Origin of the sequence: Kocuria sp. APC 4018, from assembly GCF_030407675.1 — a bacterium.
GTDB lineage: Bacteria > Actinomycetota > Actinomycetes > Actinomycetales > Micrococcaceae > Kocuria > Kocuria rhizophila.
In genome coordinates this window covers 18078-35923 of sequence record NZ_JASDCY010000024.1, presented here as the reverse complement: position 1 = coordinate 35923, position 17846 = coordinate 18078, and the positions used below count along the sequence as shown (strand labels likewise).

Annotated in this window: 14 protein-coding genes; 3 read left to right on the top strand and 11 right to left on the bottom strand. The window is 70.7% G+C overall.

The window, feature by feature from the left end:
- The 4 genes from QL985_RS06300 to QL985_RS06285 form a co-directional block, all read right to left on the bottom strand.
- Nucleotides 1-1493 (bottom strand): protein phosphatase 2C domain-containing protein (locus QL985_RS06300; protein WP_290147648.1); only part of this gene is annotated, 1493 nt, incomplete at its 3' end.
- Between the two features lie 3 nt (nt 1494-1496).
- Nucleotides 1497-2012 (bottom strand): FHA domain-containing protein, encoded by a 516-nt coding sequence (locus tag QL985_RS06295; RefSeq protein ID WP_144803197.1) that lies wholly within the window; start codon nt 2010-2012, stop codon nt 1497-1499.
- Nucleotide 2013: 1 nt separating this feature from the next.
- On the bottom strand, nt 2014-2832 hold the full coding sequence (locus QL985_RS06290; protein ID WP_257744246.1) for a DUF3662 and FHA domain-containing protein: 819 nt from the start codon (nt 2830-2832) through the stop codon (nt 2014-2016).
- A gap of 247 nt (nt 2833-3079) precedes the next feature.
- Nucleotides 3080-5191 (bottom strand): NADPH-dependent 2,4-dienoyl-CoA reductase, encoded by a 2112-nt coding sequence (locus tag QL985_RS06285; protein WP_259905619.1) that lies wholly within the window; start codon nt 5189-5191, stop codon nt 3080-3082.
- A gap of 194 nt (nt 5192-5385) precedes the next feature.
- Between QL985_RS06285 and QL985_RS06280 the strand changes: the two genes are divergently transcribed.
- Nucleotides 5386-6003 (top strand): DNA starvation/stationary phase protection protein, encoded by a 618-nt coding sequence (locus QL985_RS06280; protein ID WP_259905621.1) that lies wholly within the window; start codon nt 5386-5388, stop codon nt 6001-6003.
- A 163-nt stretch (nt 6004-6166) separates the two neighbouring features.
- Here QL985_RS06280 and QL985_RS06275 read toward each other — a convergent pair whose 3' ends face one another.
- The 7 genes from QL985_RS06275 to QL985_RS06245 form a co-directional block, all read right to left on the bottom strand.
- Nucleotides 6167-7807 (bottom strand): DASS family sodium-coupled anion symporter, encoded by a 1641-nt coding sequence (locus QL985_RS06275; protein ID WP_259905625.1) that lies wholly within the window; start codon nt 7805-7807, stop codon nt 6167-6169.
- 309 nt (nt 7808-8116) lie between these two features.
- On the bottom strand, nt 8117-9313 hold the full coding sequence (gene serA, locus QL985_RS06270) for a phosphoglycerate dehydrogenase (RefSeq protein WP_047979243.1): 1197 nt from the start codon (nt 9311-9313) through the stop codon (nt 8117-8119).
- A 574-nt stretch (nt 9314-9887) separates the two neighbouring features.
- Entirely contained in the window at nt 9888-11003 is a 1116-nt protein-coding gene (locus QL985_RS06265; protein WP_259905642.1) for a glycosyltransferase, read from the bottom strand.
- Between the two features lie 5 nt (nt 11004-11008).
- Nucleotides 11009-11545: a DapH/DapD/GlmU-related protein gene (locus QL985_RS06260; RefSeq protein ID WP_019311037.1), complete on the bottom strand. Its 537-nt coding sequence runs from the start codon at nt 11543-11545 to the stop codon at nt 11009-11011.
- A gap of 90 nt (nt 11546-11635) precedes the next feature.
- Entirely contained in the window at nt 11636-13027 is a 1392-nt protein-coding gene (locus QL985_RS06255; protein ID WP_259905628.1) for a hypothetical protein, read from the bottom strand.
- 310 nt (nt 13028-13337) lie between these two features.
- Entirely contained in the window at nt 13338-14600 is a 1263-nt protein-coding gene (locus QL985_RS06250) for a hypothetical protein (RefSeq protein ID WP_259905629.1), read from the bottom strand.
- Nucleotides 14597-15241: a hypothetical protein gene (locus QL985_RS06245; protein WP_059281325.1), complete on the bottom strand. Its 645-nt coding sequence runs from the start codon at nt 15239-15241 to the stop codon at nt 14597-14599. Before QL985_RS06245 ends, QL985_RS06250 begins: the two co-directional genes overlap by 4 nt.
- Before the next feature lie 372 nt (nt 15242-15613).
- Here QL985_RS06245 and QL985_RS06240 point away from each other — a divergent pair, with 372 nt between their 5' ends.
- Nucleotides 15614-16468, top strand: coding sequence for a glycosyltransferase family 2 protein (locus QL985_RS06240; RefSeq protein WP_259905630.1), 855 nt, complete (start codon nt 15614-15616; stop codon nt 16466-16468).
- On the top strand, nt 16462-17721 hold the full coding sequence (locus QL985_RS06235) for a hypothetical protein (protein ID WP_019311041.1): 1260 nt from the start codon (nt 16462-16464) through the stop codon (nt 17719-17721). Before QL985_RS06240 ends, QL985_RS06235 begins: the two co-directional genes overlap by 7 nt.
- The last annotated feature ends 125 nt before the right edge of the window (nt 17722-17846 follow it).

Here is a 17846-nt window from a genome sequence, read left to right as displayed (position 1 = left end):
ACCTTGCCGGTGGGGCGGGGCTCCGGGCTGCTCGAGTTCTTGAGCTCCACCACGATCTCCTCCGCCTCCTCGCGGCTCCCGACGGGAATCGTGGCGCGCACCCGTTCCTGGGCGTACTGGGACAGGGAGTCCACGGGGATGTCCGTGGTGGAGTCGAGCTCGCTCAGCGAGATGGGACCCAGGCTCTGCGAGACGCCCTGGTAGACGGCCACCTTTCCCTGGTCCTCGCCCACGTAGTACTGCGACGACGTCCAGGCGCGGGCTCCCCAGCCGCCCAGCAGCAGCGCGACCGCGAGCACCACACCGCCGGCGATCCACGCGGCACGACGCCGCCGGGTCCCGGGCTCGGGGTCCTCGCCCTTGCGGCGCAGCAGGCTGCGCACCTCGGCGGGGTCGGTGGTCTCCTCCAGGGTGGAGGTGGAGAGCATGGTGGAGCGGCGCTGCATCGCGGAGTCGGAGACCGTGGGGATCCGGCCCGTCTGGGTGGCGTTGGCCGCCGCGCCCACCAGGAGGTGGGGGCGTTCGGCGAGGTCCTGGCGCAGCGCGGAGGCCGAGGACTGCGGGGGTTCCTGAGCGGCGGGGTCCTGGCGCCCGGGCTCGCGGTAGTCGTGCCCGCCACCGGCCACGGGCGAGTCGATCGGCCCGTTCCAGTGGTCCTCGAGCGCCTCGTAGGTCTCCACGCGCAGCCGCTCGTCCGAGGTGCGGGACTCGTCCGGCACGGCGCCCTGGCCCTCCCCGGTCATGGGGTGCGCCTCGTTGCCGTGGGGGATCTCGTCCACCTGCACGACCACCACGGTCACGTTGTCGGGGGCACCGCGGTCCAGGGTGAGCTCCACGAGCGAGTTCACGATCTGGTTGAGGTCACCCGTGGAGCGCATCACGCTCTCGATGGTCCTGGCGTTGACCACGGCGTTGAGGCCGTCTGAGCACAGCAGCCAGCGCTCGCCCACGGCGGGGCGCACGGTGCGGACCTCGAGCTCCGGGGAGGCGTCCACGTCCCCGAGCACGCGCATCAGGACGTTCTTGTGGGGGTGGGTCTCGGCCTCCTCGGGGTGCAGACGGCCCTCGTCGATGAGGCGCTGCACGAAGGTGTGGTCCGTGGTGACCTGCTGGAAGCCCTCGCTCTCGGAGAGCCGGTACGCGCGGGAGTCCCCGATGTGGGCCACGGAGATCTCGTCCCCGTCGATCAGCAGGGAGGTCACGGTGGTGCCCATCCCGCCCAGCCGAGGATTGGACTGCACGAGCTTCGCGAGGTTCTGGTTGGCGTTCTGGATCTCGTCCGCGAGCACGGTCTCGGCGTCGCCGTCGTGGCCCGCGTGGTCCAGGTGCGTGAGGTCGATCACCGCGGAGGCGGAGGCCACGTCGCCGCCCACGTGGCCGCCCATGCCGTCGGCGACGACGGCCAGGTACCGGCCCGCGTAGGCGGAGTCGTCGTTCTTGGAGCGCACGCGCCCCACGTCGGAGCGAGCGGCGTAGCGGAAGGCGATGGGCATGGGCTACGGCCTCAGTTCCATCACGGTGCGTCCCACGCGGAACGGGACACCCGGCTCCACGGCCGCGGCACGGGTCAGCTTCTGGCCCTGCACGAACGTGCCGTTGGTGGAGCCGAGGTCCTCCAGGAACCAGCGTGAGCCCTGCGGGAACAGGCGGGCGTGGCGGCCCGAGGCGTAGTCGTCCTCGAGCGGAACGGTGGCCTCGGGGGAGCGGCCGAGCATCACGGGCGCGGCGCCCAGCTGGTAGCTGCTGCCCGCGAGCGGGCCGTCGAGCACCACGAGCTGCTGGGGCCGGTGCCTGGAACCACCCGTCACGGGAGCGGCGGCAGCGGCGGGCTCAGCGCGACGACCGGGGGGCTCCTTGGTGGCCACGGCGGAGCGGGTGCGGCCGCGGGATCGCGAGCGGGCCTTGCCGCTCACGCTGAGGTCGCGGGCCTGGGAGAAGACCACGGCGGCGATGAACAGCCACAGCAGGGCCAGGAAGCCGAACTGCAGCAGGGTCACGGTCAGTTCGGACACGTCAGCGCCTCTCCTTCGGGACCAGCAGCCGGAAGACCAGCCTGGTGCGTCCCATGGTGATCACGGAGCCGTCCACGAGCTGGGCGCGGCCCTGGATCCTCTGGCCGTCCACGGAGGAGCCGTTGGTGGAGCCGAGGTCCACAGCCAGGTAGTTCTGGCCCTGGCGACGGATCTCCAGGTGCTTGCGGGAGACCCCGGTGTCCTCCACGGTGATGTCCGCCTCCGCGGAACGGCCCACGCTCACGCTCGGGGCGTTGAGGGAGAAGCGCTCGGAGCCCACCTCGATCACGGGCACGGCGTTCGGCGCGGACCGGGGCGCCACGGGTTCCGGAGCGGGCGCGGCGTCGTCGTGGCCGGGTGCGGTGTACCCCTGGGCGTGCGGCGCGGGCGCCGGGGGCTGCGGGGCTCGCGCGGAGGTCCCGGCGTCCGCGGGTGCCTGCGGGGTGCTGGTGCGCTCGAAGGACGAGAGGATCCGGAACTCGCCGGTCTCCAGCTCGGGCTCGCGCACGAAGCTCACCCGCACCGCGCCCTGGAGGGTGTAGGCCTGGGACCGGGCGTGGCGGATGACCACGTCGCACAGCTCCTCCGCCAGCTGCACGCCCCACTCCTGGGCTCGCGGGAAGTCGTCGTCCGAGAACTCCACGGTGAAGACGTTCGGTGCCATGGTGCGCCCGCCGGAGACTCCGAAGGACTCCTGGTCCAGTTCGCGGCGCAGCGCGCTCGCGATCTCCACGGCCTCGACGCGCTTGCGCGACCCCGCGGTGAAGGCGGTGCGCACGGCCTTCTCGATGCCGTTCTCGAGTCCGGTCCAGAAACCCATTCCGCCTCCTTTCTCGCTCGGCCAGTGGCGGCGTTCTCCGTGCCGCCGCGGGGGCGCGGTGGGGCACACGGTCGTGGGCAGTTCCCAGAATAGTAACCGGCCGGACTGGGCGGGTGGTGACAGCCCGGCCCGTGCACCGCAGTGCGCCCCGCCGTCCGGGGGATTCGGCTCCGGCGCCGGGCGCGTCGTCCGGGTGACCCTCCCGGTGTCGCGGTGGCCGGCCCAGAGCCCCGTGGGGCACCCCCGGTCAGGGCAGGGACGCGGCGAGCTCCACGGCCTCCTTGATGGCGCGCTTGGCATCGAGCTCGGAGGCCACGTGCGCTCCGCCCACCACGTGCACGGGACGCTCGCCCTGCAGCTCGTCCACGAGATCGGCGCGGGACTCCTGGCCCGCGCACAGCACCACGGTGTCCGCGGGCACCAGCAGCTCCCGCAGGGCGGGGGCCTCGGCCACCGCCGTGGTTCCCGCCGCACGTGCCGTGCCCCCGGGGCCGGTCCGGGACGCCCCGGACGACGCCGCACGGCCGGCTTCCGGGGCCGCCGCACCCGGTTCCGGCACGAGCACGTGGACGCCCTGCTCGTCGATCCGCTGGTACTGCACGCCGGTGACGAACTGCACGTCCGCCATGCGCAGCTCGGCGCGGTGGATCCAGCCCGTGGTGGTGCCCAGTCGCGCTCCCGGCTTGCCCGGGGTGCGCTGCAGGACGCTCACGCGGCGCAGGGGCGCGGCGGGGGCGGGGCGCAGCAGTCCGCCGCGCGCCTCGAGGGTGCGGTCCACGCCCCACTCCTCGTAGAAGTCCGCGCGGGGGTCGTGCGTGAGGAAGTGGGCCACGTCGAAGCCGATGCCGCCGCCGCCGATGATCGCCACGCGCTCACCCACAGGCGCTCCGCCCAGGACCTCCTTGTAGCCGAGCACGGTGGGTCCGTCCTCGCCGGGGATCCCGGGCACCCGCGGATTCACCCCCGTGGCCAGCACCACCCGGTCCGCGAACTCCAGGTCCGCGGCGGTGGCGGTGCGGCCCGTGTGCACCGTGACACCGAGCTCCGCCAGGCGGGTGCGGAAGTAGCGGATGGTGTGGGCGTAGTCCTCCTTGCCGGGGATGAGCCGGGCCAGCTGGAACTGGCCTCCGATCTCGGTGTGCTCCTCGAACAGGGTCACCCGGTGCCCGCGCTGAGCGGCGGCCTCCGCGAACGCCAGACCGGCGGGGCCCGCGCCCACCACGGCGATCTGCTCGGCCGTGCGGGTGGGCCCCAGGACGAGCTCGGTCTCTCGCATGGCCCGCGGGTTGACCAGGCACGACATCCGCTTGCCCGAGAAGGTGTGGTCCAGGCACGCCTGGTTGCACGCGATGCACGTGTTGATCTCGTCCGGGCGGTTCTCACGGGCCTTGGACACGAAGGACGGGTCCGCCAGGAACGGGCGGGCCAGGCACACGAGGTCCGCGTCCCCCCGCTCGATCACGGCCTCGCCGATCTCCGGGGTGTTGATGCGGTTGACCGCGGCCACGGGGATCTCCAGGTGCTCGCGCAGCGCCCGGCTCACCCAGGTGAAGCCGGCGGGCGGGACGCTCGTGGCGATCGTGGGGATCCGCGCCTCGTGCCAGCCGATGCCCGTGTTGACGATCGACGCGCCGGCGGTCTCCACCTCGCGCCCCAGCGCGAGCACCTGCTCGAACTCCTGGGCGTCCGGGACCAGGTCCAGGGCGGAGAGCCGGTACATGACCAGGAAGTCCGGCCCGGCGACCTCCCGCACCCGCCGCACGACCTCCACGGCGAAGCGCCGTCGGGCCTCGGGGGAGCCGCCCCATCGGTCTGTGCGCTGGTTGGTGTGCGCCACCAGGAACTCGTTGATCAGGTAGCCCTCCGAGCCCATGATCTCCACGCCGTCGTAGCCGGCCCGCTGCGCGAGACCCGCGGCGCGCGCGAAGTCCTCCACGGTCCGCTCCACGTCCTCGGTGCTCAGCTCGCGCGGGGTGACCTTGTTGATCGGCGCGCGGAGAGGAGAGGGTGCCACGGCGTCCGCGTGCATGGCGTAGCGGCCGCTGTGCATCAGCTGCAGGGCGATCAGGCCACCCTCCGCGTGCACGGCGTCGGTGACCGTGCGGTGCGGGGGCAGCTGCGACTCCTCGCTCAGGTGCGCCCCGCCCTCGCGGGCGGCACCCTCCCGGTTGGGGGACACGCCGCCCGTGACGATCAGTCCCGCTCCGCCGCGCACCCGCTCCACGTAGAAGTCCGCGAGCTCCTGCTCACCGCCCGGGGTCTCCTCCAGGCCGGTGTGCATGGACCCCATGATCACGCGGTGCGGCAGGGTCAGGGAGCCCACGCGCAGCGGGGACAGAAGGTGGGGGTAGACAGTCATCTGATACTCCAGGTCTCAGGTATTTTCTCCACCCTAGAGTGCGTGAGCAGGATCACCAATCCCGCGGGGAGGCGCGGGCGACGTCGTCCGCACCCTGGTGCGCTCGCCCTCGGCTTGTTATTCTGAATTCATCACAATAAGTCGGGCCCGGTGCTATCCCGCGCTGGCAGCCGCGACTCCACCAGGAGGTTGTCATGGCCAAGAAGTCCACCAGGAACGCCGATTTCACCGTCCCGGGTCTCACCACCGCGCAGGGCCACGCCGTCGCGGAGATCCTGCAGCAGCGCCTGCACGCCCTCAACGACCTGCAGCTGACCCTCAAGCACGCCCACTGGAACGTGGTGGGCCCCAACTTCATCGCGGTGCACGAGATGCTGGACCCGCAGATCGACGAGGTCCGTGGCTACGTGGACGACCTCGCGGAGCGCATGGCCACCATGGGCGTGTCCCCCAACGGTCTGCCCGGCGCCATCGTGGCCGAGCGCACGTGGGACGACTACGACATCAACCGCGCGCCGGGCGTGGAGCACCTCGCCGCGCTGGACCTCGTGTACGACGGCGTCATCTCGGACCACCGCGAGGCGCTGGCCCGCGTGAGCGACATGGATCCCATCACCGAGGACATGCTGATCGGCCAGGTCCGCGGCCTCGAGTTGTTCCAGTGGTTCATGCGTTCGCACATCGAGTCCGGCACGGGCGTGCTGGACCACGCGGGGGCCCGCACGGAGAAGACCGCGGCGAAGTCCGCCACCGGGGGCAAGGGCGCGGCCAAGTCCTCCCGCACCTCGGCCAAGGGCTCCAAGAAGAAGTAGGCCCACCCGTCCAGGGACCCGCAACGGCCCCGGGGATCGCCCCGCGCGACCCCCGGGGCCTTCGCGTGTGTGCGCGCCCACGGAACGGGCCGCGCGCCCCGTACGACGACGCCGCCGGGCACCCAGGGGTGCGCGGCGGCGTCGTGGGCCCGGCGGAGCGGGCTCAGAAGGTGAGGCCGAAGACCCACACCCCCAGGGTCATGGTGGTGATGGTGATCAGTACCAGGGCGATGAGGTTGAGCCACACGCCGCCCCGGATCATCTGGCTCACCGTCACGTAGCCCGAGCCGAACGCAATGGCGTTGGGCGGGGTGGCCACGGGGAGCATGAACGCGCACGTCGCGGCCAGCGCCACCGGAATGGCCAGCAGCATGGGGTCCACGCCGATGCCCATGGCCACGCCACCCGCCACGGGCAGGAACGTGGCCGCGGTGGCGGTGTTGGAGGTGAGCTCGGTGAGCAGCAGGATGCCGCCCGCCATGAGCAGCACCAGCAGCACCACGGGCAGGCCGCCGAGGCCCTGGACCTGCTGTCCGATCCACTCGGTGAGCCCCGAGGTGGAGAACTGGGCGGAGAGCGCCAGGCCGCCGCCGAACAGCAGCAGCACGCCCCACGGCAGCTTGACCGCGGTCTCCCAGTCCAGCAGCCGGACGCCCGGTGCGGCGCCGGCCGGGCACAGGAACAGCAGCAGGCCCACGGCCACCGCGATCCCGGCGTCCGAGATCATGGGGTCGTCGAAGAGGATGGGCACCAGGATCCACGCCGCGGCGGCCAGCACGAACAGCGCGAGCACACGCTTCTCGCCCGAGGACATGGGGCCGAGCTTGTGCAGCTCCTCGCCGATCAGCTCCTTGCCGCCGGGGATCTCGCTGATCTCGGGCTTGAAGAGCACCTTGGTGAGAAGCAGCCAGCACAGGGCCATGAGCACCACGGCCAGGGGAACGCCCACGAGCATCCACTGCCCGAAGCCGATCGTGATGTCGTGCGCGTCCGAGAGGTAGCCCGCCATGAGCGTGTTGGGAGGGGTGCCGATGATCGTGCCCAGGGAGCCGATGGACGCCGAGTACGCGATGCCGAGCATCAGGGCGGTGCCGAAGTTGGACTTGACCACCTCCTCCTTGAGCTGGTCGTCCTGCAGGTCCACGTCCCCGGTGTCGCGGGAGCCCCCCGCCTCTGCGGTGGCCGGGGCGGTCTCCCCGTCACCCGAGCCGATCTTGGTCACCAGCAGCAGCACGGACACGCCGATCGGCAGCATCATCACGGCCGTGGCGGTGTTGGACACCCACATGGACAGGAAGCCCGTGGCCACCATGAACCCGGCGACCATCTGGGAGGGCTTGGTGCCCATGACCTTGACGGTGAGCAGCGCGATGCGCCGGTGCAGGTTCCACCGCTGCATGGCCAGGGCCAGCAGGAACCCGCCCATGAACAGGAAGATGATGTTGTTGCCGTAGGAGGCGCCCACCTTGTCGAGCGTGATGTCCTCGCCCAGCGTGGGGAACACCACCAGGGGGATCAGCGCCGTGGCGGGCAGCGGCAGCGCCTCGGTCATCCACCACACGCCCATGAGCACGGCGGTGGCCGCGGTGAGCTTGGCGTTGTGGGGCACGTCCTGCGGCATCAGCGCGTAGATGGCCGCGGCGAGGGCGAGACCCGCGAGCAGTCCCAGCAGCCGGATCGTGCGGGTGTGCGGCTTCTCGGCCGGAGCCCGCTCACCCGGGGACTGGAAGTTCACCTCCTCGCCGCGGTGCGGATCCGGGTCGAGGTTCTTCAGGTGTGCGCCGGGCACGGCCGGGTGGCTCATGGTGTTCTCCACATCGTCGTGGGAAAGGGGATCCCCTCCAGCGTAGGTGAGGGCGGGGGAGGGGACCCCGGGACCGCGCCGGGCCGGCCCCGCGTGACAGGTTGTGAACGCGCCGGACCGGCCGGTCGAGGGGGCGCACCGGCCGGAGACACGGGGCCCACGGCGGTCGCAGACCGCGCGTCCGCGTGCGCGGCCGCCCGAGGCGGGGCCGGCGACGAGCCAGCGCCCTGCCCGCACGAACGGACCCCGCCACCCGGGGCGGGTGACGGGGGCGCGGTGCGCGGGCGGCGTCGTGCGCCGGAACGGGTGTCAGGAGACGGTGGCCACCCGGATGGTCTCGGGCAGGGCGCGGATCGCGGCCACCACGTCCTCGGTGACCCCGTTGCCGCAGTCCGTGACCAGGTAGCCCATCTGGGCCTTGGTCACGAGCTGCTGGCGGTCCACGTTGATCCCGTGCTCGCCGAGCACGGAGTTCACGCGCGCCAGCACGCCGGGAACGTTGCTGTGGATGTGCAGCAGGCGCGTGCCGCGGATCTCCGGGTCCAGCTGGACCTCGGGGAAGTTCACGGACAGGCTCGTGGTGCCGTAGCGGCAGTAGTCCACCAGCTTGCCGGACACGAAGCCCCCGATGTTCTCCTGGGCCTCCGCCGTGGAACCGCCCACGTGCGGGGTGAGGATCACGTTGGGCAGTCCCTGCAGCGGGGAGACGAAGGGCTCCCCGGCGGCCTTGGGCTCCGAGGGGTAGACGTCCAGGCCCGCGCCGGCCAGGTGGCCCGAGACGAGCGCCTCGTGCAGCGCCTCGATGTCCACCACGTGGCCGCGCGAGAGGTTGAGGAAGATGGAGCGGGGTCGCATCTGGCGGAACTGCTCCCGGCCGAACATGGCGGTGTTGGACTCGCGCCCGTCCACGTGCAGCGTGACGGTCTCCACGCAGGAGAGCAGCTGCTCCAGGGAGTCGCACCTGGTGGCGTTGCCCATGGCCAGGCGGTCCTCGACGTCGTAGTAGTAGACGTCCATGCCGAAGGTCTCCGCGACCACGGAGAGCTGCTTGCCGATGTTGCCGTAGCCCACGATGCCGAGCGTGCGGCCGCGGACCTCGTGGGAGCCCTCGGCGGACTTGTTCCACACGCCCTGGTGCACGGCGGCGTTCTTGTCCGTGAGGTGGCGGGCCAGGGCGATGATCTCCGCGAGCGCGAGCTCCACCACGGAGCGGGTGTTGGAGAACGGGGCGTTGAACACGGCCGTGGCGGTGTCCGTGGCCGCCGTGAGGTCGATCTGGTTGGTCCCGATGCAGAACGCGCCCACGGCCAGCAGCTGCGGGTGGGCCTCCAAGACCTCACGGGTGACCCGCGTCTTGGACCGGATGCCCAGCAGGTCCACGCCCTCCAGGGCGGTGAGCAGCTCCTCGGGGTCCAGGGCACCCTTGCGGGTCTCGACCTCGAACCCCCGGCTGCGCAGGGCGTCGACGGCGTCGGTGTGGATGTTCTCGAGCAGTAAGGCCTTCACGCTGTCATCCTACGGTCCGGGTTCGTGGCCCTCCGCCCCGTGACCGGGCACGACGCCGCCGGGCCGGGGTGACCCGCGGACGGGCACGACGCCGCGGGGCCGGGGTCGTTGCCCCGGCGCCGAACGTGCGGCGCGGCGGGAAGCCGTGCGGGCGGCGTGGTGACGGCATGCGCGCGGCCCCCGCCGAGAAGCGGGGGCCGCGCGGTGCGGATGCGGGATCAGACCTCGCATCCAGGTCTCAGGACCGGAATCAGCCGGCGATGCCGAAGGCCTTGAGGAACTCGAGAACGATGCCGGCAACGGTGCCGAGGGACTGGATGATGGAGGTGAAGATGTCCATGGTGCGTGTCCTTTGCTGTTGAACGTCGGTGACATGTACCGGGCCATCCCCGAGCGGATGCTGATCCGTTCTGACCCGGTGGTAACTACGCTACGAAGCCGCCCCGGTCGGGACCACCGACCACCGGCCAGATCTGGGCTGGACCCCCGGCCAGGCCCGGACTGGCCGATCGGCCAGTCCGCCGTCCCCCGCCCGGGGGACAGGTCCGGAACCTTTTCCTGGTGCGTGTGGCGCTCAGTCCTGGTAGGCCCGCAGCAGCCGCTCGCGGACCGCGTCCATGCCGTACTCCCGGGCAATGGTGTCCCGTGCCGCCCGCCCGGTGCGTTCCCGCAGGTCGGGGTCGGACAGCAGCTCTGCGAGTGCGCGTTCGAGATCCGGCTGCGAGTCGTCCACCACTGCCCCGGAGCCGGTGCGCTGCACCGTGTCCGCCAAACCGCACGTGTCCGTGATGACCACGGGGAGCCCGGAGGACATGGCCTCCAGCACGGACATGGGGTACGGCTCGTCCACCGAGGGCAGCACGTAGAGGTCCGAGTCCCGCATCCACTGCGCGGCACCCGCGGAGTCCACCGGGCCCGCCCAGGTGAGGCGGTCCCCGAGTTCCGCGTCCGTGATCGCGCGGCGCACTGCGTCCCCCTGTCCCTCGTCCGGGCCCACCAGAGTGAACGTGGCGTGCGGGAAGCGCTGCGCGAGCGAGCGGGCCGCGGCCACGAACGCGAGCGGACGCTTGCGCTCCTGCAGGCGGGCGAGGAACAGCACCCGGCAGGTCCCGTCCGTCCTCGCCGTGCGCGACCGTGCGCCCACGGGCATGCCGTTGTGCAGCTCCGTGAGGTTCACGGGACCGCGCGCCACCTGTGCCACTTCCCGCTGCTCCCGCGGCGTCAGGTGGAAGATGCGGTGCGCGTCCCGCAGCACGCGCCGGGTCAGGGCGGCGTCCAGCGGACCCGCGAGCGGGTTCTCCGACGGGTCGATCATCCCGTGGGTCTGCAGCACCGTCCGGGTGCCCGCGCGCTGCGCGAGCCACGCCGCGGGCAGGGTCAGCAGGTCCCGGGCCATGTGCACGTGCACCACGTCCGCGCTCGGGGCCACCCGGCGCACCCACGAGAGCATCGCGGGGGACGTCAGCCCCGCGAAGCCCGCGCCCGGCAGCACGAAGTGCGGCGGGAACAGGGCCGTGCGCACGCCGTCGCGCTCCGTGGGCAGCGGGGTGCCCAGCTCGGAACCGGTGGCCGCGAGCACGACGTCGTGGCCGGCGTCGGCCAGGGCACGGCACTGGTTGAAGGCCACCGTGGTGGGCCCGCCGTACGCGTTGGTGCCCGAGACGAGGGCCACGATCTGCAGGATCCGCATGCCGCTCACGCCCTCGCGGCCACGGGGGCCAGGACGCGCTCGCCGGCCGGGACGTCCCGGGTGACCAGGGCGGTGGCGCCGACCACGGCGCCCTCGCCCACGGTCACGCCGCGCAGGACCGTGGCGCGCAGGGCGATCCACGCGCCGTCGCCCACGGTGATGGGCGCGTTGTCGAACTCGAACGCGGGGTCGTCCGCGCGGTGGCTGCCCGTGCACAGCATGGCGCCTTGCGAGATGCACACGTCCGAGCCGATCGTGACGGGCTCCAGGTTCAGCAGCCACGCGCCGACGCCGATCCACGAGTTCTCGCCCACGCTCAGCTTCCAGGGCCAGTGGATCCGCACATCGTGACGGATCAGGGTGCCCTCCCCGATCTGGGCCCCGAACGCGCGCAGGATGCGCGTGCGCACGCGCGGAGGGCACAGCACGGAGCGCTGCAGCGGCTCCGCGACGAGTGCCCACGCCGCGCACTGGAGGGTGCTGCGGCCCTTGTCGTAGCCGCGGCCCGTGAATGTGGCGAGGCGGCGTCGGTGGTGTGTCATGTTCTCTCCCCTGTGGTGGTCGTGCGGTCCTGCGATGTAGGTGTCGGGAGGCCGTCCTGTCGGCCCGCCGGTGGCGGGGTTCTCGGTCCTCTACCCGCCGGGTGGTGCGTGATGTACGGGTGCTGAGTACGCAATCCTTCCCTCGTGGGTCACCAGCCGGGCGATGGTGAAGCCGCCTGGGACGGTGCTCACCTCCTGGCCGCCCACGATGCTCTCCGGCGGGTTCTGGAACTCCACGCCGGTGTCGTCGAGCGCGAGTCCCGCTGGCCAGGTGTTGTGGAGGAACTCCACGGACCGAACCGGGTGCGCGGTCCGCACGCGCATCCCGGCGGGTCCTGGCCCCGCGCCGCGGTCGATCTTCGCCACCTCCGAGAAGTCGGTGGCCTCGTGGCTCCCGAAGGAGTAGTAGCGGCGGCGGTCCGGCGATGGGACGGCGGGGTCTCCGCCGTCGTACACGACCACCGGGGCGCCGCGGACGCCGGATACGCGTGAACCGCTCCCGTCGAGGACGTCCACGACGGTGACGACGTGCTCACCCCCGCGCAGGTCGAGGTCCCGTTCTATCACTGCGGCTGTGACACCGCCCGCGGCCACGGGGTCTGACGTGGCCTCAGCGAGGATCTGCCCCGTGGCGGACGTGACTCTTGCACGAACCCGCACGGTGGCGTCGCCGTGGTTGACCACGAGCCCCTCCGCCAGGAACTTCCGCCCAGCGACGAGGTACTGCGGTGAGCTCACGTAGGCCCGGGTTTCGGAGTCCTCCTGGGCCGCGTCCCTGAAGACCGCAGAGTGATGAGCCAACAGATCCGCGCGCGTGCTCCCCCAGTCAGTGGAGGGCTGGATCGACGTGTGCTCCACGGCGTCGTTCCACGTAACTGCCGTCAACCACGTGGGGTGAGACGCCAACTGGGCCTCCAGATGACCCCGCCACAGCTCGGTGCCCCGGGCATCTACGTAGCCGCCACGGTCCGTCTCCCTGTCGTACCCGGGCAGTGTCCCGCCCGCGAACGGGATCTCGTTCGCCGCGGCCCACGAGGCGAAATCCTCCAGGACCTCCGACTCCTTGTCCTCGAACAGCCACACGGCGTCGAAGCAGTGGGCATAGGGATCGATCATCGAGGTCTCGAGCGAGTCCCCGTGCTGGCTGGCCTCGGTCTGCAGCTCGGCGACCAAGAAGACGTCGGTGCCCCGTTCATGGAGGTCACTGCGCAACGAGTCCCACTGCTCGGGAGAGAGGGACCGAGCGTTGTATATCCAGACGAGGAGGGCGCTGCCCGAGCGTGCGGCGGAGGCATGCTGTGCTGCAGTCTCCGCGTACTGCTCGATCATGGCCGTGGCCCCGCTGGGGGAGGACACCTGCAGACAGGGGGCGACCGAGAGTCCTGGGGAGCTTGCACCCTCCCACGACTGATCGGTGGCGGTCATCCAGTCACCCACGAAGTCCGCACCCGTGTTGACCCCCTCCAGCAGGAGGATCTGCATTCCCGTGAGTCCTGCCGAACGGGCTTGCTGGACCTGGTCCGCGATCTGTCTCTGGTAGCCGGTCCCTGCAGGTGCGAAGGACAGTGGTCTCTCGCTGCCGTAGTGGACGTCGCTGCCGGATGCCAGGGGAAGACCTTGCGGCACCATGTGCGCCCACACTTGGCGCCGGTGGAGGGCGTCGTCAGGTGCGGGGGTGCGGGACACCGGCCCTGGGCCGCCCGCGCACGATGCGCACACGGCCAGGGGAGCGACGCCCAGGAGCATCAGGACAGTTCGCCGGCTCGCTCCGACCCGGGCCATCGGACTGTCTTCATCCCGTGTGGGCATCGGCTACGGGGCCTCTCACCGTGGAACCGCGAGTGCGGGTGACGCGCAAAGACCTGCGTTGCAGGAACGCCGCAGTGGCAGGGCGAAGCACGCGTTCGAGGATGGCAACCGCGATCATCATGGAGATGATGCGGTTGACGGCTCTCGTGTTGTACTGCGTGATCATGACGACCGTCAGCATGGCCATCCCCAGCACAGCGGCGAGGAAGAGCACCATGGTGGGATGGGGATTGGAGCCCACGCTGCGCAGACACCCGCGCACCACCAGACCCCAGGCCAGCGTGAACAGCATGAGACTGAACCCGCCGAAGCTCGCCCACTCACCCAGCGCCGAGTACGGGATGAACTCGTGGACCCGCATCGAGAACAGGATGTCGTCCCACCCCACGATGCGTCCCGGCCCCGGGTTGAGAGAGATCAGCATGTCCTGGGCCGTGATCCCGTACTCGTGGCTCGTGAACACGAGCAGCGGGATGCTGAAACCGAAGCTGCTGGTGGTGGTGAGCAGGGACTCGCTGATGAACGACGGCTCCAGGATGACATCTGCCATGGCGTGGGCGTAAGGGATCAACCCGTGTTCGGTCAGATCTCGGCAGTAGAGCGGGATCGGGAGCAGCACGACCGTGATCACGGCTGTGTACAACCATCCCAACCAGGAGACCCGCCCTCCCGCCAGGAAGCGCCCGGCGATGTAGAGAACGACCACCCCGGCGAACACCCGTGTGGCACATGCGAACAGGAGCACGAGCCACAGGACCATGGCGATCCTCCCCAGGAACGGGTGCCTCACGGACAGGAACCCGGCCGCCAGCACCGCCATCGGCTGCGCCACGCTCGATGCGGACACCAGTGCGGGAGGCGCCATGAAGATCAGATACTGCGGAGCTTCCAGCAGGTACCGTCCCTTCGTCGCCACGAGGGCGGCCATGGCGCCGAACGTCACCAGGATCCAGAGCCAGGACAATGGGCGGACCTGTTTGCCGATGGTGCTGATCAGCACCTCCCACGAGGGCGAGTGGCCTGGCAGCGGAAAGAGCAGCGCCAGCAGGAGACCGCAGACGGCCCACGACACGAGGCGGGCCGCATCGGCGTGGTTGTACGCGGCCCAGACGGGTGTGAACGGGCTGGGTACGGTGACGACCGAGTGATTCAGGAAGTAGACCGTGGATGCCCAGCTGACGAACAGGAAGACGATCAGCGTGAGCACCGGGACGCGGTCCATCGTGATCGCATCACGCCACTTCATGACGACAGCGAACCGCTCTGCCCGACGGTCGAGGAGGTCGTGTGATGGCGGGGCACCACGCGTCGGCGGGTGGCCGCCTGTGCAGCCGCGAGACCCAGGACCGCCCCCACGGTTCCACCGATGAGAGCCCACTGACTGGCGCTGGGCTCGTCGCTCGTCGTCGCGGCACTGCCCTGCTGGACGATCGCGACGTCCACCTGGGGCTCGCCGTCGGTCTGCGGGGAGAACTGCCGGATCGCGTTGCGGAGGCCAACCGCCAGGTCATCCGCCACGGCGGCGCTGCGTTCCTTGTCGGAGTCCGTGTGAGCCAGCTTGACCAGGCTCGAACCGGTGGGGACCTCGACGGTCAGGTCGTCGGCGATCTCATCCGTGGACTTGCCGTGATCCGCAGCTTCCTCCATGACGCTCGTGGTCAGCGCCAGGTTGTTGTACGTGGGCATGTTGCTGAGGATGTATTGCGAGACCGTTTCCGTCTGTCCGTTCGGCAGGTTCTGGGCCGGCGTGACCATGACCGTGGTGGTGGATGTGTAGCTCTCCGGGCGAAGGGCGGCCACGCCGCCTCCGATGGCGGCGCCCAGGAGCGTGGCCCCTAGGACGATGCCCACGAATTTGATGATGACGTTCTTGACACGTGCTGACACGTGATCTCCCCCAATTTTCTCCTGCATTCCCATCAGCCCGACGGGAACCCCCAATGTTTATGTAGCTATAACTGGGGACAAATGTCTGGACAATTACCCCTATTTGGGGGACAGGGGTCTGTTTTCTCGGACATCCGCCAGATGTGCAGCCACCGTGGCGTCGATGTGCCGGATTCCCGGCGGTATCGGCATGCAGGCCCGAAATCTCGGGGTATTTCTGCGCTACTCCCACCGCGCCTCCCTGTCCCGCTTTCACCATGATAGCCTGAATATCGCGCTGCGTTTCTATGACAAATAATTTGTCCGCAGATGTTCACCCCGGGGAGCCGAGAACGGTGGGGTGATTCGTGGTTATCAGGGGAGAGGGCCACCATGCCGAAGCTGACCGTCATCATGCCCGCCTACCGCGCGGGTGCCACCGTGGAGAGCGCCATGCGCTCCACGCTGCGGGCCATGCCCCGCGACTCCGAGCTCGTTGTCTCCGTGGACGGCCCGGACGCCGAGACCGAGCGAGCCGCCCATCGGGTGGCGGACCGCCGCGTCGTCGTGCGGGAGAACGCCGTGAACGTGGGGACCGTGGCGCGCATGCGGGACGCGCTGGACACCACCGACAGTGCATTTGTGGCGCGCACCGACGCGGACGACCTCTCGCTGCCGTGGCGGTTCACCGCCAGCATGCGGGCACTGGGCCACGCGGACATCGTGTGCGGCGGCGGCGTCCGGTTCGGGCAGGGAATGCTCCCTCGGCCTTCCTACCCTCGGAGCTTCACCAGCACGGAGCTCGGGCTGCTGCTGCCGTTCGTGAACCCGCTGTTCCACTCGAGCATGCTCGCGCGGCGGGAGACCCTCGAACTCGCGGACGCCTACGCGCGGCCCAACACCGCCGAGGACTACGTCCTGTGGCTCGACGCCCTGTGCCAGGGCGCCCGGATCCACAAACTGGCCGTGCCCCTGATCGCCTACCGGCTGAGCCCGGGGCAGCTGTCGAGCGCGCCGGACTACCACGCCCGCATCGCCCAGGACCCCGAGGTCCGGCGCGCGTGGGACGCGTGGGCCCGGACGAGCGGCATGACGTGGCTCGTGGACAACGGGGGCGGTCCCGGCAGTCCCGTGGGCACCGCCGAGCAGCTGCGGGCGGTTGTGGCCGGGGTTCGTCCCGGAACTCGGCCCTACACTCGGCGGCACCTGGCGCAGGTCGCGGGCGTGGCGAGGGAACCCGCATGCTGAACCAGATCAAGTCACTCATCGAGCGGGCCCTGCCCCGGGTGTCCTCGGCGCTGGTCATCCTGACCCTCGCGGCGTTCACCAACCCGCACTACGTGGGCATCTACAACGTGGTCACGCTGTGCTACACGGCCATCCAGGTGACCATCGACTCCGGCGCCAGGTTCGCGGTGATCCGGGTGCTGACCGAACCCGGTGGCATGCGGATCATGAACCGCTACCGCACCGTCATGCCCGTGCTGGCGTTCACGATCCTCGTGGGGCTCATGCTCTTCCTGCGCTCCAACGGGACCCTGGAGACCTGGGGCGAGTTCCTCCAGGTGCTCCCCGTCGCGTTCGCTCCGGGTTTCGGCGCCCTGGGGCTGCTCTACGTGGGCACCCTGCAGGCCACCAACCAGTGGGGCACCCTGGCGCGGATGCAGCTGCGCGCCTCCGTTGCGGGACTGGCCGTGGGCGGTGCGGTGCTCGTCATGACCCACTCGTTGCTGGGCCCCTCCCTGCAGCTGGCCGTCACGGAGGGCACCTTCGCCCTGCTGTGCTGGCGGGCCGCACGACGCAGCACGGAACCGCTGCCGCGGTCCACCCCCGGGGAGAAGTCGATCCTCTCGGACATGACCACGATGTCCGGCTACGCGCTCATGGCCTGGCTGCAGGGCCAGGCCGAGCGGCTGTTCATGACGGTCTTCGCCGGGACAGCGGTGCTGGGCACCTACACCGCGGGCAGCGCCGTGGGCCGTGCGCCGGGAGACGCGCTCGCGGCGTCGACCGCCAACATGGTGCGTGTGGGGGTGGCGGACAAGGAGACCCCCGACGAGATCCGGGACGCCAGCGACCACTATCTGTTCCGGGCGCTCATCCTGGCCGTTGCGGGGGTGGTCGTCTCGCAGGTTGCCGCCATCGTCCTCACACCGGTTCTGGGGGAGGAGTGGCGCCCGGCGATGGCCATGGTGCCGTTCATCGCCATGGTGTCCTTCCCCGGTGTGCTGTCCTGGGCGGCGTCGGTGCTGCTCGTGCGCACTGGTGCGGCGTGGAAGACGTTCGTGGGGCCGGTGATCGGCATCGTCTTCGGTGCCGTGATCGCGTGGGTGGCGTCGTTCAACCTGCAGCTCGCGGCCACGGTGCTGGTGCTGCGCGAGTTCGCCGTGGTGCTCACCGCCTACCTGCTCGTGGGCAGGGCCGCGCCGTGGCGCTCCTTCTGGTTCGGGGCGGGGCTCAGCGCCGTGGGTCTCACGGTCTGCTGGCTCGGGGTGCTCTGACACGTTCCACGGGTCCCCGCCCCTGAGCGGGCGGGGCCTGCGGCGCAGGACGCCGCCGCCCGCCAGCTCTCGGGCTCCCTCGCGCCGTCACCTGCAGGCCGGCTGCTGCGCAGCCGCAGACCGGC

Bases quoted from the DNA above. Each gene is read 5' to 3' on its own strand.
- QL985_RS06290 (WP_257744246.1), bottom strand. From the start codon at position 2,832: ATGGGTTTCTGGACCGGACTCGAGAACGGCATCGAGAAGGCCGTGCGC.
- QL985_RS06285 (WP_259905619.1), bottom strand. From the start codon at position 5,191: ATGACTGTCTACCCCCACCTTCTGTCCCCGCTGCGCGTGGGCTCCCTG.
- QL985_RS06280 (WP_259905621.1), top strand. From the start codon at position 5,386: ATGGCCAAGAAGTCCACCAGGAACGCCGATTTCACCGTCCCGGGTCTC.
- QL985_RS06275 (WP_259905625.1), bottom strand. From the start codon at position 7,807: ATGAGCCACCCGGCCGTGCCCGGCGCACACCTGAAGAACCTCGACCCG.
- QL985_RS06265 (WP_259905642.1), bottom strand. From the start codon at position 11,003: ATGCGGATCCTGCAGATCGTGGCCCTCGTCTCGGGCACCAACGCGTAC.
- QL985_RS06260 (WP_019311037.1), bottom strand. From the start codon at position 11,545: ATGACACACCACCGACGCCGCCTCGCCACATTCACGGGCCGCGGCTAC.
- QL985_RS06255 (WP_259905628.1), bottom strand. From the start codon at position 13,027: ATGCAGATCCTCCTGCTGGAGGGGGTCAACACGGGTGCGGACTTCGTG.
- QL985_RS06250 (WP_259905629.1), bottom strand. From the start codon at position 14,600: ATGAAGTGGCGTGATGCGATCACGATGGACCGCGTCCCGGTGCTCACG.
- QL985_RS06240 (WP_259905630.1), top strand. From the start codon at position 15,614: ATGCCGAAGCTGACCGTCATCATGCCCGCCTACCGCGCGGGTGCCACC.
- QL985_RS06235 (WP_019311041.1), top strand. From the start codon at position 16,462: ATGCTGAACCAGATCAAGTCACTCATCGAGCGGGCCCTGCCCCGGGTG.